The sequence below is a fragment of the Marinobacter sp. L-13 genome, assembly GCF_056857715.1.
In genome coordinates this window covers 25,688-47,395 of record NZ_JBSXNQ010000050.1, presented here as the reverse complement: position 1 = coordinate 47,395, position 21,708 = coordinate 25,688, and the positions used below count along the sequence as shown (strand labels likewise).

Genomic DNA, 21,708 nt, shown 5'->3' with positions numbered 1-21,708 from the left:
AATGGCTAAAGTAGGTAATCGGACCGAGCCATGAACAAAAGCCATCAGGAAATTGTTGAAACACAGGTGGATGTCGCCGAGCTTGCCATTGGCATGCATGTTACTCGGCTGGACCGCCCGTGGGAGGAGACCGATTTTCTGATTCAGGGCTTTGTGATCAAGGACCAGGCGGACATTGACGCCCTACGGGCCCAGTGCGCGTTCGTTTTCATTGAGGGGCGGGTCCAAAAAGCGCGCGCTCCCCAGGAGGCCGGCTCGCGGAACGGTCAGCGATCAGGACTGCTGGGACTGTTCAAACGCAAGTCCGCCCCCGAACCGACACCCAAAACCCCGCCTGTGCCGCGCAAGCGAGTCACCTATATCAATAAGGTCGACGCGGGCACTGAAATGGCCACGGCCAGGATCCGGTTCAAGGACGCCCAGGACACGGCCAAGTCGATCATGTCTGGATTGCGCGTGGGACGCACGCTGGACATCAACAACGCGCGCAAAGTTGTCAAAGGGTGCGTTGAGAGCGTGCTGAGAAACGAGAATGCCCTGATGCTCCTTACCAAGATCAAGCATCAGGACGCCTACACGGCCGAGCACTGCATCAATGTTTCGATTCTTTGCGCGGCATTCGGGAAACACCTCGGATTACTGCATGGGGAAATCGAGAGCCTGGCGCTCTGCGGCCTGTTGCATGATGTTGGCAAAACAAAAATCCCGGACGAAATCCTGAACAAACCGGGCGCCCTGACTCCTAAAGAATTTGAGCTGATGAGGCACCATACGACTCACGGAAGAACCATTCTTATGGGCACCAGTCATTCACTGAATACGGCTGTCGATGTTGCGTTCAGTCATCATGAAAGGATGGACGGTTCAGGGTACCCCAGGGGCCTCAGCGACCATCAGATTCCCTATTTCGCGAAGATCGTGGGGCTGGTCGATACCTACGATGCGATTACCAGTGATCGAGTCTACGACAAAGGCAGGGCGTCCATGCAGGCGCTGGATATCATCCACAAACACCGGGGCACCCAGTTTGACGCGGAACTTGCGGATCAATTCATTCAGCTCATTGGCATTTATCCGCCCGGCTCCATTGTGGAAATGGTCAACGGCGAGGTTGGCATCGTTATCGAGAGCCGGCCAGATCATAAACTCAAGCCCTGCGTTCTGTTGGTCAGAGAAGCTGATAAAAGCCGGATGAACCCCTATCGCACGGTCGACCTGAAGGCCAGCGCGGAAGATGGCGCTGGTGAGGTGTATCGTATCGCCCGGGAAGTCCCGGACGGAACCTATGAGATCGTTCTTCAGGAGTTTGTCGATCAGGACCTGATTGTCACCAAGCCAAAGCCCCACCTCGGTTCCAAAACCACATAAAAGCGACAGTCGGTTACTTTTCAATCCGAAACGCCTTGCTATACTGCTGGCCAAACAGACTCCGGCACAAAAGACATGGATTCCGGCATACCGTCCCTCAACATTCCCGCCACACCAGAAGACGTGGAGCTTCTGGGGGGCACCCCCGTCGAGGGGCTTAGAGCCGTGCTCGACAACCTGGACGCCCTGGTTTACGTATCAGACTTTGAAACCCATGAGCTTCTGTACATGAATGCTTATGGCCGGAAAATCTGGGGGTCCATAGATGGCAGAAAGTGCTGGGAAGTCCTGCAGGATAGCGCCAGCCCCTGCGACTTCTGCACCAACCACCTGCTGATTGACTCAGCAGGCAGTCCTTCCCCCCCGCACATCTGGGAATTCCAGAACCGACTGGACCAACGCTGGTACCAGTGCCGGGACCAGGCGATTCCCTGGATAGATGGCCGGCTGGTCCGCCTGGAGATCGCTACCGACATCACCGAACGAAAAGAAATGGAGCTGGCACTCAAGGAAGCCCATGAGAAAGCCCGGGCTGCTGCCTTGGAGGACGACCTTACCGGACTTCGAAACAGAAGAGCCTTTTTCGAACTGGGAAACCAGCTTTTGAAACAGTCCCGCCGCAACAACTCGCCTCTGGGCATCATCATGTTTGACCTGGACCACTTCAAGCAGATCAACGACAACCATGGCCACGAGGCCGGGGATGAAGTGTTGCGGGCCATCGGGAATCTGGTCCGTCGCAACGTCCGGGAGGCCGACATTGCCGCGCGCATTGGCGGAGAGGAGTTCGCAATCCTTCTCGCCGATGCTCATGCAGCTGAGGCCTCAGAAATGGCAGAACGACTGCTGGGGCTCATGCAGGGAATGCCAGTCCAGTATCGTGATGTCCGTCTCCTGCCAGCGGCCAGTTTCGGCATTTCAGAACTACACCCCGAGGAGCCAGACCTGAAGAATCTTCTGGCCAGGGCCGATAACGCAATGTACGAATCCAAAGCGTTTGGCAGGGGAAGGGTGCGAATCAAGCCCTGAACGCACCCGGGCAATTCAACCGGGACGCCTGGTAACCGCCATGGTCAGCCGGGAAATACAGGTGGTTTTACCTTCTTCGTTCTCAAGCAGAATTTCCCATACCTGAGTGGCGCTACCAATATGGATGGCCCTGGCCGTGCCATACACCCAGCCTTTGGTAACCGGACGGATGTGGTTGGCGTTGATATCCAACCCAACCGCAACGGTTTCCGAATCCTTCAGACAGCAATTGGCCGCCATGCTTCCCAGGGTTTCCGCCAGCAACACCGACGCTCCTCCATGGAGAATGCCAAACGGCTGGACTGTGCGTTCATCCACGGGCATACGGCCCTTCACATAATCATCGCCAATTTCCAGGTATTCGATACCCATGTGACTAACGGCCGTGTTCTGACTGGACTGGACAAGTTGTTCGAGGTTCGGGGTACGGGACCAGATTGCCATGGGGGAATTACTCTCGATGTTGTTTGAAAAGAAATCTCGGAAAGGCTAGTGTATACAGATAGGATGCGAACTACCAAGCCCTTCTTCTGTGTCCCACGCCTGCCTTTTCGATCAATCCCTCAAACTCCCGCACAGGCACCGGCCTGCTGAAATAATAGCCCTGAAACCGGTTGCACCCCATCATAACAAGGCGTTCCAGCTGCCCTTTCGTTTCCACGCCTTCCGCCACCGCCGATAGTTTCAGTGACGAAGCGAGGGCCAGAATGGTCTCTGCGATGGCAGCATCATTGGGATCATCGAGGATGTCTCGCACAAATCCCTGGTCAATTTTAAGCTCATCCAGCGAGAGCCGTTTCAGGTAACCAAGGGATGAATAGCCCGTGCCGAAATCGTCCAGGGAAATGCGTATGCCCATGCTTCTCAGGGTTCGCAGTGTTTCTTCCACCAACTCAAGATCGTAAGCCAGTGCACTCTCGGTGATTTCCACTTTCAGGTTTCTGGGGGATGCCCCCGTTTTTCTGAGCAATGCCATCACAGTTGAGCAAAAAGACGGCAGATGGAACTGCCTCGCACTCACGTTTACCGACACCTGGAGCCGTGCCAGAACACCGCCCCGTTTTTTCCAACTGGCTATCGTGGACATGACCTCTTCGAGTACCCAGTAGCCAACCGATTCAATGAGGCCCGTTTCCTCTGCCAGCGGAATGAACTCGGCGGGAGACACCATGCCACGGCCCGGACAACGCCATCGAAGCAACGCCTCGGCACCTATCGGCTTACCTTTCTCGTCAACAAGAACCTGGTAGTGCACTGCCAACTGGTTCTTCCGAATGGCCAGTCGAAGGTCGGATTCCATGGCCAGGCGTTCGGACACCTTTTTCTGCATCATGGCATCGTAGAAACGGATGCAGTTGCGACCGTCTTCCTTGGCACGAAACATGGCCATGTCGGCCTGACCAAGGAGCTCTTCGAGGGAATCATCGTGATCAAAAAACAGGGTGACACCAATACTTGGCGTACCGGTGTACTCAAAGCCATTCAGTTCATAGGGTTCGTTCAGTGCTTCCCGGACTTTCTCACAGACCTTTTCCACGCGGGCGGCAGCGCTGGAAGCATCGGCCGGAAACCCCTTCAGAATGAGAACAAACTCATCGCCACCAAGCCTTGCGACGGTATCCCACTCCCTGACTGTCTGCTTGAGCCTTTTGCCGACCTGAATCAACAGCTCATCTCCTGTCATATGGCCCGCCGAGTCATTGATGTTCTTGAAGTGATCCAGATCGATAAAGACCAGGGCGCCGTGGCTATGATCCCGGGTGCTTCCAGTTAACGCCTGGGCCAGGCGATCCCGCAACAGGCGCCGGTTTGGAAGGCCCGTCAACGCGTCGTAGAACGCCAGTTTCTCTATCTCTGATTCCGATTGCTTGCGGTCACTCACATCGTAGAAGTACCCGTGCCAGATCATGCTGTCATCGGCCAACCGGGCAGGAACCGACCGCGCTTCCATCCAAGCCGTTGTTCCGTCCTGTTTCCTGGCCCGGAAGTTTGTTTCAAACGGCGTCATTTGCCGCCTTGATTCATCTACATCTTCGTCGAAGGATTTCTTGTCTTCTGGATCAATGAGGTCTAAAAGGGGCTTCGCATCCAGGCTGAGTGCATCGGCCGGGAGTCCGAACAGCTCCTTCACTTTTTCACTGATGAAGGGAAACGTGGTTTGCCCGTCGGGGTACATCCTGAACTGGAAAATAACCCCCGGAAACTGGTCGGAATACCGATAGAGGCTGTTTTCGAATCGCACATTGCGACTGGCCAATATCTGTCGGTGCACCGAAGCCCCCAGAACTTCGCCTACCTGGAGCAGAAATTCCTCTGTACCCGGATCCAGTGCACAGGAATGGTCAAGAAAATCGAACCCCAGAATACCGCTGACTTGTCCCTCCAGCTTCAAACCAACGAGAACCAGACTCCGGATACTTTCAAGAAGGAATTCCAGTTTCTCTTCTTTTGCATCCGGGGGAAGTTGTTCGACTTCGGGGATCACCAGAACCGGAAGGATCTGAAGCTGCTCCATAAGCCAGGGATATCGGTCCTTCGGAACATTTTGAATGGCATCCCGTTGGGGTGTGACGCCGTCTCTGCAGGTTTCATGGGAGATTGAAATTGTCTGGGTGGCTTCTTCGAAATTGATCAGGTAGGCGCGATCAGATCCAAGCCAATCGCCAAGCTCAGCAATAACCCCGTGGATGCAACCATCCAGTTCGTCAATCTTCGAGCGGGCAAGGTTGAGCGACAACCTGTACACGAAATCCCTGTGGCCCGAGGTAACTGCCTTTGCCATTGCTACGGACTCCTTCCCAGCAATACTGCCCATGAATTTTATTTTATACCGGGAGTACCTGTACTGAGTTACGACGGGTGCGCCTCAAAAGTTCATGTGCTAGCACTAACGGTAGCCTCTCAACTCGCTTTTGTATAACGAGCTTTATACTGCACCCTGCCAGAGTTCACAAGCTCATAAAGCCGGTCCGCAATGCGCTCTCTTAGTTCAAAGGAATTACACGGCGAAGCCTTGGAAAAAGTCAGAAACAGGCCCTCACGGCTAACCGGCGTTTCCAGCGGAACGAAATCGTCAGCAATGCCCATGTATTCAAGTTTCACCTCTCCCTGAAGGACTTCATAGAGCACATAATCAACACGATCAACCAACGCCATCTGGAAGGATTGCTCAATGGACCGGACACCTTCAATGCGCAGATTCTGCTCTGCATACCGGTCGAAGTTCTGGCCAAAGCTGTTGTTGATCAGGGTACTGCCGCGCTTGCCCTTCAGGTCTGGCCAGTGGCGATAGACGAACTCCCGCCCGATGGGCACCCAGACCGCTGTTGGCAAGTGCGTGACCGGAGGAAGCAGATAATCCATGTAGCGAATGCGTTCCGACGTGATGAACGCCCCGGCTACCATATCAATCTCCCCCTCGCGCGCCATCCGTTGGACCCGGGCCCAGGAACCGATATCTTTCACTTCCACAGTTACGCCGAGGGGTTGGGTAATTTCCCGGAGCAAAGCAGGTACGGCGCCATTCAGGAAACCAGGATTTTGCTCGTCTCGCCAGAGCAGGGGCGGATACTCCGGATTACCACTCACGGTGAGTGTGTCGCACGGGGTTACTGCCGTGGCATTAGTCGGCGAAAGAATCATCGCGGCTGCAAAAAAGACAAGTGACTTACCAACAACAGAAAACAATAGCTTATTCAACTCTGACAAGACCTTCTTTGTGCCAGCCCAGACGGCCGGTTTCGACAACCTGGCGACGTATCCCCGGCACTGGCCGGATCATGAAAAGATCGCCGTTTCTGCCCACCATGGCTCGGGGTACACCAGTTGCTTTGGCTATGTCAGCGTGCGTTTCCATGTGTTCAGCCTCACCATGCACCGGAATGGCAATGGCAGGCCTGACCCATTTGTACATTAACTCCAGTTCTTCCTGCGCAGGATGACCTGAAGCATGAATTGGCAAATCCGCATCTTCGGCGGTGATTACCCGGACACCCAACTCTTTCAGTCTCGCCACGAGCGCCTCGATGGCTTCTTCATTGCCGGGAATAGCACGGGCGCTGAAGATAACTGTATCGCCGGTTTCCAGCTCGAAATCCGGATGCGTACCAGCAGCCAGTCTGCGCAGGGCCGTTCTGGGTTCACCCTGACTGCCGGTGGCCACGGCCAGGACTTCATCCCGGGGCAGATAGCCAAGATGAGCGGGATTGATCAACTGGTCAGCCGAATCCCACAGGCCGGCGGCTCTGGCGGCGCCACTCATATTGATCAGCGAACGGCCCAACAGCCCCATATAGCGCCCTGTTTCCCGCGCAATCGAAGAGAGCGTATGCAGGCGGGCAATATTGCTGCCGAAGCAGGTCACTACAACGCGCCCCTCAGCGGATCGTATAGCCTGCAACAATCCGGTATGCAAGGCCGCCTCGGACACCGAGTGACCTGACACCGTTGCGTTGGTGGAGTCGCATACCATGGCGTTCACACCCTCTTTCGCCAGATCGCTAAAGGTCTGTGGCGAATAGCCATGGCCGACCAGCGGCTGCTCATCCAGCTTCCAGTCACCGCTGTGAAAGATGTTACCTGCGGCGGTTCTAATCATCAGGGCGTTGGGGTCCGGGATGGAATGCGTCAGCGCCAGCCATTGCACGCTGAAAGGCCCGATCTGTTTGCTCTGGCCGGTCTCCACTTCAATGATCGGAACCCGGTGCAGCAGATCGAACTCCGCCAGTTTTCGTCGCAGAATTTCCGCAGTGAACCGACTGGTGTAGATCGGACACTGCAACAGCGGCCAGAGATAGGGTACGGCTCCAACGTGATCCTCATGGGCATGGGTAATAATCAGGCCTGCCAAGCGGTCACGGCGGTCAGCGATGAAAGCGGGATCCGCCATTTGTACCGGCGGCTCCCCCCGGTGGTGCACGGTTCCGTCAGCGGCAATACGGCCAGGCTTTGGAAAGGTGACGCCGCAATCCACCATCAACCAGGCACCGTCGTGGCCATAGAGGTTGAGGTTCATGCCAATTTCGCCGGTCCCTCCCAGGGGCAGAAACCACAGATCAGACTGCGCAGGAATCATTCGGCGGCTCGGTCCAGATACTTCAACACCAGGTCCTCGTGTATGCCTTCCATTTCAATCAGTTTCAGCGCCGCCCGGATATCGTCGGCGTACTGAATCACCGGCGAGTTTTTCGCAACGGCGATGTAAGAGCGCTCTCCGGGCACAAAGAACGGCGAGACCTCAATATCCAGACCCAGTTTCTCAACCGCGTACAAACCCACCAGTTCTGGCGCAATCACCACATCCACCCGGCCCTTCTGCAGCATCAGCATCAGGTTTTCATATCGGGGCGCCGGCTCTTTGAGCAGGTCCTCATCATCATCAAACCTCGGGAAATACGACGCGCCTTCCAGCACGCCAATGGCCCTGCCATAAAGATCGGCGTAGCGTTCAATGCGGTGCTCTTTGTTCAGATAAAAGAACAATCGCCGTTCTGGCGGAAACGCCGGCGCCACAAATTCCATCAATTCGGCCCGTTCCTCGGTTTCCAGAGGACCAAGCATGACATCAACCTCGCCCTGCTGGACCATTCTCAACACGCGCCTGAACGGGGCTTCCCGGTAGTGCACTTCCCAGCCGAGCCGCTCGGCAATCTCCTCGAAGATCTCCACGTAGAGGCCGGTTCTCTCCCCACCCTCGAGAATCCGGTATGGGGGTGCATGGTTGGCACCCACGGTGATGGTAAGAGGTTCCACAGTTTCTGTGCCCTGCTGGGCCCAAGCGTGAAACACCAACACCATCAGAAGGGCGGCTGTTAGCACTCGCATTCCTGTCGTCCTTGCCTGTGAGCCTTTCAGGTTCTTATGCAGTCTGGTCATCTGTGTCCAGTATAGACGGTTCAAGATCCGGGAACGTCGGATTTACGTAATCACGGTTGAAATCAACCACCCATGGCACAAGGTCGATTACCAGATCAGTTAAGAAGCGGTTCACCAAACCGGCTACACGTTATTTACCAATAGCTGTCGAAGTGCCATTCATTCGTCAACATATAAGGACGGACACCATGAAGATTCTGATGGTTCTCACCTCACACGACCAGATGGGCGACACCGGCCACAAGACCGGCTTCTGGCTCGAAGAATTCACCGCGCCCTACTATGTTTTCCGGGATGCCGGTGCAGACATCACCATCGCCTCGCCGAAAGGCGGCCAGCCGCCAGTGGACCCCAACAGCGAGGCGGAAGAGGCACTCACGGAAACCACCCGTCGTTTCCAGCAGGATGCCCACGCCAAGGAATCCCTTGCCAGCACCAAGAAGCTGAGTGATGTGGACATGAACGAGTACGACGCGATTTTCTATCCGGGTGGCCACGGCCCGCTCTGGGATCTGGTCAACGACGACAAGTCCATTGCCCTGATCAAGACCGCCTACGAGCAGGACAAGGTCATTGGTGCGGTTTGCCACGCGCCGGCCGTGTTCAAGAACGTGGAAGTCAAACCGGGCCAGAACATCGTTGGCGGCCGGGAAGTAACGGGCTTCACCAACAGCGAGGAAGAAGCAGTAGGCCTCAGCGGTGTGGTGCCTTTCCTGCTCGAGGACATGCTGAAGGAAAATACCGCCACCTACACCCGCGGTGACGACTGGGCTCCGCACATCGTGGTGGACGGCAAGCTGATCACCGGGCAGAACCCGGCATCCTCCGAGGGCGCCGCGAAAGCCGTTGTGCAGGCTTTGCAGGAGGCCTGATCCGGTAAAGACCGGAAGATGAACCCAAGGCCAGGTGAGATTCTCATCTGGCCTTTTTCTTACGCTTCGAGTTCATTCCCCCGCGTGACTGATCAACTGGCCAGGAGCGCCCTGCTCCAGCAGTTCACGAATATGATCCGGTATCGTCACTTTTCCCATCACTGAAGGCTGAATCACCACGTAAGTCACATCGGCATCGGCGATAAACGCCTCATCCCCATACCTGAAGAATTCAAGATGCAACGTGAACGAAGTGTTGCCGATTCGCCCCGCCCGAACACGCGCCTCCAGCACATCATCGAACTTTGCCGGGGCTTTCCAGTTTACGGTGAGACTCACAACCTGAATATCCAGGTCCTGATCCAGTAGATGCTGGTAATCGCCAAACAGCGTACGGATGTATTCGTTCACTGAAATATCAACGAAATCCGCATAACGGGCATTGAATACCACACCCTGGGCATCGCACTCGCCATAGCGAACCCGGAAGCGAAAACGGAAAGGCAGATCACCAGTCATGAAGCGCTCCGATTAAAGTTCAGTTACTGACGCCAACAGCTTCTCATATCTGTGCTAACGTTTTGAGGAATATCTCAAAAAAGCTGGCCAGCGCTATGAGCAACCCGAAGCACACCCTTTTCTGGATGACGCTGTTCCTCGGCGTGGTCGTCATCGTCGGCGCCCTGATCCACAAACCTCTGATCTCGGCCTTCATGGCCAACTGGGTTTTCAACCTGCTGATTTTCGGAGTATTGATCGTCGGTATCGCCCTCACCTACCGGCAGGTATTTGTCCTTTTTCCGGAATTGAAGTGGATTGCACAGTTCCGGACCGGGCATGCCGGACTGTCGGTGGTTCAGGAGCCTAAACTGCTGAAGCCACTGGCAAGACAGCTCGGAGAAGATGCAACCAAGGACCGGTTCACTCTGTCTACGCTCTCCCTGCGGACCGTGCTTGATGGTATTCACTCGCGTATGGATGAGCAGCGCGAGATCACCCGTTACTTCATCAGTCTTCTGGTTTTCCTCGGTCTGCTGGGTACCTTCTGGGGCCTGCTCGGCACCATCAACTCGGTCGGCCAGGTGATCACCGGCCTTGATATGAGCCAGGAGGATTTCGGCAAGGTGTTTGCCGAACTGCAGGAAGGCCTGCTCACACCGCTTGAGGGCATGGGCACGGCCTTCAGTTCCTCCCTGCTGGGCCTTGGCGGCTCGCTGATTCTTGGTTTTCTCGATATCCAGGCCGGCCATGCCCAGAACCGCTTCTATGACGGCCTTGAGGAGTGGCTGACCGGCGTGACCAATCTTGTAGACCGCGTAGACAGCGAGAAAGACCTGTCATGATCGGATCCAGGCGCCGAAGCCGAAGCACCACCAACGTCTGGCCGGGGTATGTGGATGCCCTGTCGGCACTGCTGATGCTGGTGATCTTCATGCTGCTGGTATATGTGGTCAGCCAGCTCTATCTGTCCCAGACGCTGTCTGACCGGGATACCCAGCTGGCCCGCCTGAATGCCCAGTTGAACGAACTCTCGGAGATGCTTGGCCTGGAAGAAAGCCGGAGTGAGGCACTGGAAGCTCAATTGACCAGCGTTCAGGACCGCAACAACAGCCTGGTCGACCAGCTGGAATCTACCCGTGAGCGGCTGATGCAGCAGACCGCCATCGCCGATGCGCAATCAGAACGACTGGCCGGCATGGAAGAATCCATTGACGAAAAAGACGAGATGTCCGCAAGCCAGCAGGCCATGATCCTGCGGCTATCCAATCAGATCGCCTCACTGAGGGAACAACTCAGACAGATTGCCTCGGCCCTGGAGCTGCAGGAACAGATGACGGCGGAGAAAGAGCAGGAGCTGGAACAGGTGAGCCGACGGCTGAACACCCTGCTCGCCGAGCGGGTCAGCCAGCTGGAACAGTACCAGTCGGAATTCTTTGCCCGGCTCCGGGATATTCTGGCGGGTAACGAGAACGTGCGGATTGTCGGCGACCGCTTCCTGCTGCCCTCGGAACTGCTGTTTGCCTCCGCCTCGGCGGAACTGGGCGAGGAAGGCCGGCAGGAGCTGGACAAGCTTGCGGATTTGCTGCTGGATGTGGCCGAACGAATACCCGAGGACGTGGACTGGATACTGCGCATCGACGGCCACACCGATATCCTGCCCATCAATACACCGCGCTTTCCATCGAACTGGGAGCTGTCCACCGCGCGGGCGGTTGCAGTCGTGCGCTACCTTGCAGCGCAGGGTGTACCGGAACGGCGCATGGCGGCTGCCGGCTTTGGCGAGTTCTTCCCGGTGGCGGAAGGCACCTCACCGGAAGCGCTTCAGAGAAACCGGAGAATCGAGCTCAAGCTGACGGATCGCTAGCCCTGGGAATGGCTCAGCAGGGCGCTGACCGTCATGGTGTAGGGCGCCTCAATGCCCAGTCGCTCGCAGCGTCGCAGGACCGCGCCGGCAATACTGTCAAGCTCCAGGGGCCGCCCTTTTTCCTTGTCGACCAGCATGGATGTCTTGATGGCGTTGAAGTTGCTGATCAGGTCGAACATCTCGGCCAGATCCTCCGGCCCGAGGTTGACGTCGTCGGCCTCCGATGCAGCCACTGTTTCCGCCATCATTCCATGGACAATCTTCCGGAATTCTGGGTGGTGTGTGAGGCTCCGGGTATCAAGACCGGTCAGGGCGGACAGCGGATTCACACCGTTGTTGATCACCAGCTTGCGCCAGAGTTCGTAACGGATGTTTTCAGAGACGGTGGTTGGAATGCCGGCCGCGTTGAACAATGCTTCCAACCGTCTGAGCAGGGAAACGCGGGGATCGTCAGGTCGCTGCCTGGGCCAGGCACCCATCACAACCTGGGCAACGCCCTCGGCGAACACATGCCCGGGTTCGGTAATGTGGCCGCCAATGCGCACCGCAAGCCCACCCAGTACCCGATCCTCACCAACCACCCCGGCAATCACCAGCTCGTTGTCGACCCCGTTCTGGAGCGACAGTATCGGAACAGACGCGTTCTCCAGCCAATCGGAAATCTCATCCATGACCGGCGCTGTCGCCGTGGACTTCAGGGCGATGACGATCAGATCAAAGTCATCGGGTTCATGCTTCTGCATCAGCTCTGTGTGGGAAAAGGCCGGCAGTGCCTGATGCAGAATCTCGCCTTCATAATCCACAGTCAGGCCACCGGTTTTCAACGCCTTGAGATGATCACCACGCGCGGTCAGGACCAGCTCGTGTCCCGCCTGGGCGAGTCTTGCCGCGTAATATCCACCAATGCCACCGGCACCCATCATTAAAATCTTCAGACCTGCCAAGGGAACCTCACCGCTCAGAAAATGCCCGCCGAATTTGACACCCAGAGGAAGCAGACAAGCCGTTAGTCTGCAGGCGCCAGGCCCATTATATCAGGACCTGTGCCGAGGCAGCGCTCAACGGCCTGACCGACTGCCAGCAGCCGCTCTTCCCGCCAGGGCCCCATCAACAATTGAAGCCCTACCGGCAAACCCATCGAATCGAAACCGACCGGCAAACTCAGCCCACACAGGCCCAGATAATTCGCCACGGCTGTGTTGCGCAGAACCTGCATATTGGCCGCTACATAGGCATCAGGGTCCGCCAGACTGCTCACGGTTGGCGGCGTAAGCGTAACCGTCGGTGTCAGAAGAGCATCCACTGTTGATAGTTCTTCGGCCGCCTGAGCAGACAAACGATCAATCAGGGTACGGCGTTGAATGTACTCCCACGCGGGTAATCCCTCGGCTTTGTGAAGCCTGGCCGCCACATCGGGATCAAGCGACGATCTGTAATCCGGTAGCTCTTCCCTGATTAAAGCCGCCAGTTCCGGTGCTGCCACGCCGCCCTTGAGGAACATTGAATGAACCGTTGCCAGACCGGACAACTCAAACTTCACCAGCCGGGCGCCGGCAGCTTCAAGCTGTTTAAGGGATGCTTCGACAGTTTCCGCAATGCCGGGACTGCAATTCTCCCAAAAAAAACCATCCGGAACCCCCAGGGTCAAATGGGACAGGTCCGGGCTGGCAGGTATCCCGGCGCCTCTGCGAGCTAACATCGGGTCAAGCGCCTCGAACGCAAAGGCCAGATCCTCAACACGACGGGCCAGCAAACCGGGTGTATCCAGGGTGCTCGACAGCGGAACAATTCCGCGGGTGGACCAGCGCCCGCCTGTGGTCTTGAGGCCGGCCACACCCGTCATTGCTGCAGGAACACGCACAGAGCCGGCGGTATCAGTGCCCAGAGCCAGCGCCGCGGTTCCATTGATCAAAGACACTCCGGCACCTGAACTCGACCCGCCAGGCACCCGATGCTCATTCTTGCACCAGGGGTTTTGGGGGGTTGGCCAATGGGCGTTTGTTCCCAGCCCCCCGAAAGCGAACTCCACGCAGTGGGTTTTACCCACCACCGGAGCAAGTTGGGATTGCAAGGCTCGAACCAGAGGCCCTTCAGCCTCCCAGCTTTTCGGCAAGGCTCTCGCACAACCGGCGTAGGTGGGAAAACCCGACACCCCGAACATGTCCTTTACCGATACCGGTATACCCATCAAAGGCCCGGTGGAACCACCGGCAGCCCTGACTTGATCAGCGGCGCGGGCAAGTTCCAATGCCGGCTCGGGGCGCCAGCTGATATAGGCTCGGTTATCACAGTCCTTGCTGGCTTCTATCGAGGCTTCAACCAGAGACTCCGCTGTCATGTCCCGGGATCGGAGCCCATCAGCAAGATCGCGCAATGGCATCGACAGCAACTGTTTCCCGGCCATTGGGATTACCGCATCCAGCCAAATCCGGACAGCATCTGGCCAGCATTATTCATACCGCTGCTGAACATCCGCTGAGGGAATTTACATCCGCCAAGCGTAAACGCGGCGTTGAGGAGGCACACGGTTGGATCTTCCAGTTTACGGTTATGCCTGTTACCGGACAGGCCGCCCTTGACCGAGATCGCGGCACCCCACTGCTGGTCCTGAACCCAGCCGTTGATCATCTCACGCAGGTGCCGGTCATGCAGCGATACCTGGCTTTCGCGCTTGTCATCCAGACAGATCACGAGGACACCCTGCTCCCGAATGGTTTCCAGACATTGCCCGACAAGCCGGTACTCTCCTTCACTCATCCCGGTATTAAGTCGGAGCTCACAGAGGTCCGCCGGTTCTTCGGAAAGCAACGCCCGAAGAAAATTCTCTCTACCCTCACACGTTTCATCCTGAAAACCCGGAGCAAAGCCCCGGGAACTGAGCAGAGAAAAGACACGCTCCGAACGCTCATGATCCCCTTTCAGGTGGGTGACCTCCGGCGCCTGGAGACTTGTGTCCGTGCTTAACAGCAAGACACTCCTGACACTTTGCCCCCAGATCATCCTCGCTGGTCCGGAACCAGCTTGTCGCTGAGCCTCCAGGCTTCGTGCATCACATGAGACAAATAATACCGGCAGCTTGTCCACGATTTCCTCCAAAACGGGCCTGTCCAGAAGCTGGGACTCAGCGCCCCAGCTTCTTCGCGGATTGACCACCGATACCGAAATGCTGCTTCGGCATTTCATTGATGATGATCCGGACACTCTCTACAGGCGCCCCTAGCGACCGGCAAAGCGCATCGGTGACCTCTCTGATGAGCGCTTCCTTTTGCTCATCAGACCGGCCTTCCAGGATGTTGATCTGGGCGACAGGCATAAAACCTCCTTATTCGAATCGTGCGGATACCGTACCCAGGCCCTGGTATCGGACCGTGATGTTGTCACCGGGCTCAACCGTGATGGCTGCGGTAATACCGCCGGTCATGATGAAGGTGCCAGCCGGGATGTGTTCACCGCGCTCTGCCAGCAAATTGGCCAGCATGGCGACACTGGAAGCCGGATGGCCCAGAACCGCGGCACCGGCCCCAACGTCTACCACTTCGCCATTCTTCTCGACCACCACGCCCAGGGTTTTCAGATCCACATCAGCGACATCAGCCATCTGGCCACCGGTAATAAAGCGGGTCGAGGAGGCGTTGTCTGCCACCACACTCACCAGATCAAACTTGAAGTTTTCGTAGCGCGAATCGATCACTTCCACCGCGGGGATCACGAAATCGGTGGCGGCCAGAACCTGGCCAATGTGGCAGCCAGGGCCCTTCAGCGGCTCCTTGGTGACAAAGGCGATCTCGGCCTCGATCTTCGGGTGGATCAGTTCTTTGGTGTTCACCACTCCACCGTCGGGCACGCTGAAGTAATCCGCCAGGAATCCGTAGATCGGCGTCTCCACTCCCATCTGGGCCATCTTGGCCCAGGAGGTAAGGCCCATTTTCATGCCAACGACTTTGTTGCCACGGGCTTCCTTGCGACGGCGGATCTCCCACTGCACGTCGTAGGCATCTTCGAAGGTCATGTCCGGAAAGTCGTTGGTGACCTTGGTGATGTCATGGGCCTGCAATTCGGCGTTTTCCACGTGTTCCGCCAGGGCCAGAACCTGCTCACGGCTCAATGTCTTGCTCATGCGTTCTGCTCCTTCTGTGCCGCCAGCAGATCCAGCGCCACATCCACAATCATGTCTTCCTGGCCACCCACCATGCGGCGTTTGCCCAGCTCCACCAGAATATCCACGGTCTTCAGGCCGTACTTCTGCGCCGCCACTTCGGAATGGCGCAGGAAGCTTGAGTACACACCGGCATAGCCCAGCGCCAGGGTTTCACGGTCCACACGAACCGGGCGGTCCTGCAACGGACGCACGATGTCGTCGGCGGCGTCCATCAGGGCGTACACGTCGGTGCCGTGCTCCCAGCCCATCTTGTGGAAGGCGGCGATGCAGACTTCCAGCGGCGCGTTGCCAGCGCCGGCGCCCATACCGGAAAGGGAGGCATCCACCCGGTCACAGCCCTCTTCCACCGCCACGATGGAGTTGGCTACACCCAGGGCGAGGTTGTGGTGGGCGTGAATGCCGGTCTGGGTTTCGGGTTTCAGCACGTCTTTTAGAGCCCGGAACCGGTCGCGGATGTCGTTCATGTTCATGGCGCCGCCGGAATCGACCACGTACAGGCAAGTGGCGCCGTAGTCTTCCATCAGCTTGGCCTGCTCAGCCAGACCCTGCGGGGTCTGCATGTGGCTCATCATCAGGAAGCCGACGGTATCCATGCCCAGCTTCCGGGCGTGTTCGATGTGCTGCTTGGACACATCCGCCTCGGTGCAGTGGGTAGCCACGCGCACAATCCGGGCGCCGGCGTTGTAGGCGTTGTCCAGATCATGGACGGTGCCGATGCCGGGCAGCAGCAGGGTGGCAATCTTCGAATGGGTAACCACTTCGGCCACCGCCTCGATCCACTCCAGGTCGGTGTGGGCACCAAAGCCGTAGTTGAAGCTGGAGCCCTGCAGTCCGTCGCCGTGGGCCACTTCGATGGAGTCCACCTTGGCCTTATCCAGCGCACGGGCAATATCCTGCACGTTCTTGATGGAGTACTGATGACGAATGGCGTGGCTGCCGTCTCGCAGGGTCACGTCGGAGATGTAGAGTTTTTTGCCGGGATTGAATGTCATGGGAATACCCTCCTCAGTTGACCAGCGATTCGGCGATGCGCTCGGCGGTACCGAGAGCGGCGGAGGTCATGATGTCCAGGTTACCGGCATAGGCCGGCAGGTAGTGGGCGGCGCCCTCCACTTCCAGGAAGATGGAGGTCTTCAGGCCGCTGAAGCGGCCCAGGCCCGGGACATTCATGGGCTGGTCTTCGGGGATGTCGTCGAACTGCACTTTCTGCTTCAGGCGGTAGCCCGGCACGTAGCTGTTCACGGCCTTGACCATCTCTTCCACGGAAGCTTCCACCTGGGCCTTGTCGGCCGCATCCGAGAGCACGTATACGGTGTCCCGCATCAGCAGGGGCGGCTCGGCCGGATTCAGGATGATGATGGCCTTGCCCTTCTGGGCACCACCCACCACTTCGATAGCCCGGGAGGTGGTTTCGGTAAACTCATCGATGTTGGCGCGAGTGCCAGGGCCGGCGGACTTCGAGGAAATCGACGCGACAATCTCCGCGTAGTGGGCCTTGGCGACTCGTGATACCGCGGCCACCATCGGAATGGTGGCCTGGCCGCCACAGGTGACCATGTTGACGTTGCCTTCCTGGAGCTGCTGCTCAAGGTTCACCACCGGCACACAGTAGGGACCGATCGCTGCCGGGGTCATATCAATGATCTTGATGTTCTCTTTGTGGCCGCGCAGGAACACTTCGTTGTGCATATGGGCCTTGGCGGAGGTGGCATCGAATACGATATCGATGTCGGCGAATTCCGGCATCTTTACCAGTCCGTCGACGCCTTCGTGGGTGGTGGCCACGCCCATGCGGGCAGCCCGGGCCAGACCGTCCGATTCCGGATCGATACCGACCATGGCGCCCATTTCAATGTGCTTGCCATTGCGCAGGATCTTGATCATCAGATCGGTGCCGATGTTGCCCGAGCCGATGATCGCTGCCTTGATTTTCTTGCTCATAGCCTGTTCCTCATTGTTCTTTTCGGTCATGCGAAGCGCACGGATGCGCTACCGATGCCGCCGATGTCGACCCGCATGTAATCACCGGCCTTGACCGGCTCAAGGGGTACCAGCGAGCCGGAAAGAATGACTTCGCCGGCCTTAAGGGAAATACCGAACTCACCCAGCGTGTTCGCCAGCCAGGTGACACAATTCACTGGCGAACCCAGGGCCGCTGCCCCGGCGCCCGCACTGATCACACTGCCGTTCTTCTCGACCACCATGCCGCAGGTAACCAGATCCACCTTGCGAGGCGATACCGCCTGGTCCCCGAGCACAAACAGACCGCAGGAAGCGTTGTCAGCAATGGTGTCCTGAATGGCGATCTTCCAGTCCTGGATGCGGGAATCGACAATCTCGAAGCAGGGCATCACGCATTCCGTGGCCGCCAGAACGTCGGCGTTGGTCACGCCCGGACCGGTCAGGTCCTTTTTCAGGATGAAGGCAATTTCGCCCTCTGCGCGCGGCGCGATCAGCCGGTCGCTGATGGGCATGACCTCACCGCTGTTGAACACCATGTCGTCGGTGAGATAGCCAAAATCCGGTTGATGGACGTTGAGCATGTTCTGTACGGCTTTGCTGGTCACGCCAATCTTCTTGCCAATAATCGAGGCGCCATCCGCCAGACGACGTTCCAGCATGCGCAGGGAAATGTGGTAGGCATCATCAATGGTGATATCCTCACCACGGCTGGTCAGCGGGCTGACCGCTTCCCTTTTCATCATTGCCTGGTAGAGCTCGTCGCCAAAGGCGTGAATTTTCGTCTGTTCCATTAGTTACCTCCGGCAGCGGCCTGATCGGCCTCGTTCAGGAAATCATTGACCAACCGGGCAAACCGGCCGGCATGCTCAATCTGGGTCCAATGGCCACAGCGACCGAATACATGCAGCTGGGCGCGGTCGATCAGTTCAGCCAGTCGATAAGAGGCGTCGAGAGGAATGACTTCATCTTCCCGGCCATGGAGGATCAGGGTTTCATGGGGAAGCGCCCGGATGTCGTCTTCGTTACTAGCCAGGTTATCGACCCAACGTTGACGAGGAGCCGGGAACATGGCCGAAAACGACTCCTGGAAACCGGGCCGGATGCTGGCCTGATAGCGCATCTCCGCCAGCTCGCTGGTCAGCAGGCCCTTGTTGAAGGCAAACACGTCCATCAAACGGCGCATGGTCTCAAGCGAAGGTTCGTACCCCCACACCTCGTCCAGGCCTTTGGTAATCGGGAAGCTGACCCCTGCTGAGCCCATCAGCACCAGGCGGCGTACCCGCTCTGGATGCTCAATGGCGAGCGCCAGGGCCAAACCTCCCCCGAAGGAATTCCCCACTAGGTCGACCTGTTCCAGGCCCAGCTCATCCATCACGCCCAGGGCGTGCTTGACCCAGCGCTCCCGGTTGTAGATCTGGTCTTCCGGGCGCTCGCTGTAGCCGAAGCCCAGCATATCCGGCGCCACAACGCGACGGTGTTTGGCCAGTTCCGGAATCACCAGGCGCCAGTTTGCCCAGGCCGTCACACCGGGGCCGGAGCCATGAATCATCATCACGGGGAAACCGCCTTCGCCATGGTCGTGCACGTTGGTGCGGTAGCCTGCGGCAACAATTTCACGCCCGATTTCAGGGCTGTCTACAGGTGCATTCATGACGCCCTCACAATTTGACGCAGATGTTTTTCATTTCGGTGTAGAACTCGAGGGAGTGCACACCACCTTCACGACCGACCCCTGACTGCTTACTGCCACCGAACGGTGTCCGCAGGTCTCTCAGGAACCAGCTGTTTACCCAGATAATGCCGGCTTCAATCTGGCCCGCGACGCGATGGGCGCGGGTGATGTTTTCGCTCCAGATTGCTGATGCCAGGCCGTAGGGGAGACTGTTGGCCAGCTCGATTGCCTCTTCTTCGGTATCGAACGGGCGGATATGGCAGCAGGGTCCAAAGATCTCGTCCGTAACGACCGCCGAATCGTCCGGCAGGCCGGTCCAGATGGTGGGCTCGACCCAGGCTCCGCCCGCCAGCTCGGAAGGCATCTCAGGAACACCACCACCGGTCACAACGGTTGCTCCGTCATCGACGGCTTTCTGGTAGTAAGAGAGCACCTTTTCGCGGTGTTCGAGGCTGACAAGCGGCCCCAGGTTGGCTTCTGCATCATCAGGCGGGCCAATCTTCAGACCTTCCGCGGCTTCCTTGAGGCGACCGACAAACTCGTCGAAAACCGACCGCTCAACGTAAACTCGCTCGGTACCCAGGCAGACTTGGCCACAGTTGGCAAAAGCAGAGCGCATGGTGCCCTCGATGGCCTTGTCCATGTCGCAATCGGCGAATACCAGGCCGGCATTCTTGCCGCCCAGCTCCAGGGAAATATCCCGGATACCTTTGGCAGCCGCCTTCATAATGACTTCACCCGTGCCGGTCTCACCGGTGAAGGTGAACCCGTCAACCTGCGGGTGCTCGGTCAGATAGGCGCCAGCGGAATCACCACCGAAGCCATGAACAACGTTGTAGACGCCATCCGGCACACCGGCTTCCCTCATCACCTCGCCCAGAAGGGCGGTGGTGGTCGGTGTCTCTTCCGACGGTTTGACGACGACGGTATTGCCACAGGCCAGGGCCGGCCCGACCTTCCAGGTCATCAGCAGCAGCGGCAGGTTCCAGGGGCTGATCACACCGATCACACCCTTGGGACGGCGAACGGCGTAGTTCAGGGCACCCGCGCCGTCCGGCGTGGCCATTTCGAAGGATTCCGTGGGCACGTTCTTGATCATGTCCGCGAACACCTTGAAGTTGGCCGCACCCCGGGGGATGTCGATGTGGCTAGCCAGGGATTTCGGCTTACCGGTATCCAGGCACTCGGCTTCCAGGAATTCCTCAAAGCGTTCGTTGATGCCATCGGCCACCCGATGCAGAATGCGGGTGCGCTCGTCCAGAGTCATCTTGCCCCAGGGGCCTTTCAAGGCCGCCCGGGCTGCCCTCACAGCGGCGTCGACTTCGTCTCGACCACCCTCGTGCACCTTGGCAATGACCTTGCCGTTGGCGGGGTTCACGTTGTCGAACAGCTTGCCGCTGGCGGAGCCCACGTACTGACCGTTGATGTAGTGTTTGATCTCTTTCATTGCTGCTAAATCCTGTTGCTGGATGGTGTCAGGTCAGAACTGTCAGGAACCGCTCGTTCAACTGGCGATCGTGATAGAAGATGGCCTTGCCGAGCTGCTCCGCCTGCCAGGTCACCGGTTTGTGGTCCGGATAGGTGTAGTCACCGCCACAGAATACTTCGTTGCGATTGCCCGACGGATCGAAGAAATAGATGGTTTTGCCGTGGGTCAGGCCGTGCCGTGTGGGCCCGATATCAATAGAGGTATCGGTCATGGAAATCAGGTCTGCGGCCCGCAGGACGTCTTCCCAGGTTTCGAGGAAGAAGGACGCGTGGTGGAACTTGCCTTTCTCTTCATGGTGAATGAAAGCAATGTCGTGCTCCTTCATGGACACGGTCAGGAACTGGGCAATCCGGGTGCCTTCCGGGTCCAGCACCTGCTCGGCCAGATGGAACCCGAGCACGTTCACGAAGATGTCATACACAGCCGCCAGTTCCGGCCCGTAGAACAGGCAATGGTCAAATCGCACCGCCTTCATGCCGGAAAGGCCACGGGGCCAGGCCTCGGGATTAACCTCGGTAACACCCCATTTGCCGGTGTAGAGTTTGTCGGCGTATAGCTCGAACGCGTGGCCCGAAGGCACGGTAAAGCGGATCCGGCGGCCGCAGTCTTTCAGCTCGCCTTCGGGAATCTGCTCTACATCCAGCCCGTAAGCCACCAGGTCTTTTTCCAGCTGAACAAGCGCTGCCTCATCCACAACCTTGAAGCCCATGAAATCACAACCGGGCTCGTCGGCCTCAACCAGTACCACGGAGAACTTGTCCACTTCGGTCCAGGCCTTCAGATAAACCCGACCCTGTTCGTCGCGGTCTGTCTCAATCAGGCCCATCAGGTCTGTGTAATGTTTTACCGCTTCTTCAATGTCCAGAACGCGAATCTGAACGTGACCAGGACGCATAACACCTTTTTTCATGACGATTA

General features: G+C 57.7%; 22 protein-coding genes. 5 read left to right on the top strand and 17 right to left on the bottom strand.

Features of this window, described 5'->3' with window-relative positions; all coding sequences use genetic code 11:
• Positions 1 to 30: 30 nt before the first annotated feature.
• Together AC13DD_RS08220 and AC13DD_RS08215 are read left to right on the top strand one after the other, a co-directional pair.
• Complete coding sequence (locus AC13DD_RS08220) at positions 31 to 1,368, top strand: cyclic di-GMP phosphodiesterase (RefSeq protein WP_412536945.1); 1,338 nt, start codon at positions 31 to 33, stop codon at positions 1,366 to 1,368.
• A gap of 75 nt (positions 1,369 to 1,443) precedes the next feature.
• On the top strand, positions 1,444 to 2,397 hold the full coding sequence (locus tag AC13DD_RS08215; RefSeq protein WP_482931047.1) for a GGDEF domain-containing protein: 954 nt from the start codon (positions 1,444 to 1,446) through the stop codon (positions 2,395 to 2,397).
• Between the two features lie 15 nt (positions 2,398 to 2,412).
• Here AC13DD_RS08215 and AC13DD_RS08210 read toward each other — a convergent pair whose 3' ends face one another.
• The 5 genes from AC13DD_RS08210 to AC13DD_RS08190 form a co-directional block, all read right to left on the bottom strand.
• Positions 2,413 to 2,841, bottom strand: coding sequence for a hotdog fold thioesterase (locus AC13DD_RS08210; protein WP_405417987.1), 429 nt, complete (start codon positions 2,839 to 2,841; stop codon positions 2,413 to 2,415).
• Between the two features lie 70 nt (positions 2,842 to 2,911).
• Complete coding sequence (locus AC13DD_RS08205; protein ID WP_405417984.1) at positions 2,912 to 5,179, bottom strand: putative bifunctional diguanylate cyclase/phosphodiesterase; 2,268 nt, start codon at positions 5,177 to 5,179, stop codon at positions 2,912 to 2,914.
• A 119-nt stretch (positions 5,180 to 5,298) separates the two neighbouring features.
• Positions 5,299 to 6,096, bottom strand: coding sequence for a substrate-binding periplasmic protein (locus AC13DD_RS08200; protein WP_412536943.1), 798 nt, complete (start codon positions 6,094 to 6,096; stop codon positions 5,299 to 5,301).
• Positions 6,089 to 7,471, bottom strand: coding sequence for a ribonuclease J (locus AC13DD_RS08195; RefSeq protein ID WP_136630699.1), 1,383 nt, complete (start codon positions 7,469 to 7,471; stop codon positions 6,089 to 6,091). The genes AC13DD_RS08200 and AC13DD_RS08195 overlap by 8 nt, the downstream gene beginning before the upstream one ends.
• On the bottom strand, positions 7,468 to 8,220 hold the full coding sequence (locus AC13DD_RS08190; RefSeq protein WP_136630733.1) for a substrate-binding periplasmic protein: 753 nt from the start codon (positions 8,218 to 8,220) through the stop codon (positions 7,468 to 7,470). Before AC13DD_RS08190 ends, AC13DD_RS08195 begins: the two co-directional genes overlap by 4 nt.
• A 239-nt stretch (positions 8,221 to 8,459) precedes the next feature.
• Between AC13DD_RS08190 and AC13DD_RS08185 the strand changes: the two genes are divergently transcribed.
• On the top strand, positions 8,460 to 9,143 hold the full coding sequence (locus AC13DD_RS08185; RefSeq protein WP_041645947.1) for a type 1 glutamine amidotransferase domain-containing protein: 684 nt from the start codon (positions 8,460 to 8,462) through the stop codon (positions 9,141 to 9,143).
• Positions 9,144 to 9,215: 72 nt separating this feature from the next.
• On the opposite strand, the gene AC13DD_RS08180 is transcribed toward AC13DD_RS08185, so the two are convergent.
• Entirely contained in the window at positions 9,216 to 9,662 is a 447-nt protein-coding gene (locus tag AC13DD_RS08180; protein ID WP_305965565.1) for an acyl-CoA thioesterase, read from the bottom strand.
• A gap of 95 nt (positions 9,663 to 9,757) precedes the next feature.
• Here AC13DD_RS08180 and AC13DD_RS08175 point away from each other — a divergent pair, with 95 nt between their 5' ends.
• On the top strand, positions 9,758 to 10,486 hold the full coding sequence (locus AC13DD_RS08175) for a MotA/TolQ/ExbB proton channel family protein (protein ID WP_136630697.1): 729 nt from the start codon (positions 9,758 to 9,760) through the stop codon (positions 10,484 to 10,486).
• The gene (locus AC13DD_RS08170) at positions 10,483 to 11,508 is read left to right on the top strand and encodes a peptidoglycan -binding protein (RefSeq protein WP_136630696.1); all 1,026 of its coding nucleotides are present in this window, start codon (positions 10,483 to 10,485) and stop codon (positions 11,506 to 11,508) included. Before AC13DD_RS08175 ends, AC13DD_RS08170 begins: the two co-directional genes overlap by 4 nt.
• Here the strand turns inward: AC13DD_RS08170 and AC13DD_RS08165 are convergent.
• The 11 genes from AC13DD_RS08165 to AC13DD_RS08115 form a co-directional block, all read right to left on the bottom strand.
• Positions 11,505 to 12,452 carry a ketopantoate reductase family protein gene (locus AC13DD_RS08165; RefSeq protein ID WP_227549319.1) on the bottom strand — a complete coding sequence of 316 codons (948 nt, stop codon included), beginning with the start codon at positions 12,450 to 12,452 and terminating at the stop codon, positions 11,505 to 11,507. The genes AC13DD_RS08170 and AC13DD_RS08165 overlap by 4 nt on opposite strands.
• Before the next feature lie 62 nt (positions 12,453 to 12,514).
• Positions 12,515 to 13,912 (bottom strand): amidase, encoded by a 1,398-nt coding sequence (locus AC13DD_RS08160; protein ID WP_069182678.1) that lies wholly within the window; start codon positions 13,910 to 13,912, stop codon positions 12,515 to 12,517.
• A 5-nt stretch (positions 13,913 to 13,917) separates the two neighbouring features.
• Entirely contained in the window at positions 13,918 to 14,478 is a 561-nt protein-coding gene (locus AC13DD_RS08155; protein ID WP_069182677.1) for a hypothetical protein, read from the bottom strand.
• A gap of 151 nt (positions 14,479 to 14,629) precedes the next feature.
• A complete protein-coding gene (locus AC13DD_RS08150; RefSeq protein ID WP_069182676.1) occupies positions 14,630 to 14,821 on the bottom strand; it encodes a 2-hydroxymuconate tautomerase in 192 nt (63 codons plus the stop codon).
• Positions 14,822 to 14,830: 9 nt separating this feature from the next.
• The gene (dmpH, locus tag AC13DD_RS08145; protein ID WP_069182675.1) at positions 14,831 to 15,625 is read right to left on the bottom strand and encodes a 2-oxo-3-hexenedioate decarboxylase; all 795 of its coding nucleotides are present in this window, start codon (positions 15,623 to 15,625) and stop codon (positions 14,831 to 14,833) included.
• Entirely contained in the window at positions 15,622 to 16,659 is a 1,038-nt protein-coding gene (gene dmpG, locus AC13DD_RS08140; RefSeq protein WP_136630695.1) for a 4-hydroxy-2-oxovalerate aldolase, read from the bottom strand. The genes dmpH and dmpG overlap by 4 nt, the downstream gene beginning before the upstream one ends.
• 13 nt (positions 16,660 to 16,672) lie before the next feature.
• Positions 16,673 to 17,608 (bottom strand): acetaldehyde dehydrogenase (acetylating), encoded by a 936-nt coding sequence (locus tag AC13DD_RS08135; RefSeq protein WP_069182852.1) that lies wholly within the window; start codon positions 17,606 to 17,608, stop codon positions 16,673 to 16,675.
• A gap of 26 nt (positions 17,609 to 17,634) precedes the next feature.
• On the bottom strand, positions 17,635 to 18,420 hold the full coding sequence (gene dmpE / locus AC13DD_RS08130; protein WP_069182673.1) for a 2-oxopent-4-enoate hydratase: 786 nt from the start codon (positions 18,418 to 18,420) through the stop codon (positions 17,635 to 17,637).
• Entirely contained in the window at positions 18,420 to 19,280 is an 861-nt protein-coding gene (locus AC13DD_RS08125; protein WP_136630693.1) for an alpha/beta fold hydrolase, read from the bottom strand. The genes dmpE and AC13DD_RS08125 overlap by 1 nt, the downstream gene beginning before the upstream one ends.
• Positions 19,281 to 19,287: 7 nt before the next feature.
• Positions 19,288 to 20,748 carry a 2-hydroxymuconic semialdehyde dehydrogenase gene (locus tag AC13DD_RS08120; RefSeq protein WP_069182671.1) on the bottom strand — a complete coding sequence of 487 codons (1,461 nt, stop codon included), beginning with the start codon at positions 20,746 to 20,748 and terminating at the stop codon, positions 19,288 to 19,290.
• A 28-nt stretch (positions 20,749 to 20,776) separates the two neighbouring features.
• Positions 20,777 to 21,700 (bottom strand): catechol 2,3-dioxygenase, encoded by a 924-nt coding sequence (locus AC13DD_RS08115; RefSeq protein WP_136630692.1) that lies wholly within the window; start codon positions 21,698 to 21,700, stop codon positions 20,777 to 20,779.
• Positions 21,701 to 21,708: the final 8 nt, after the last annotated feature.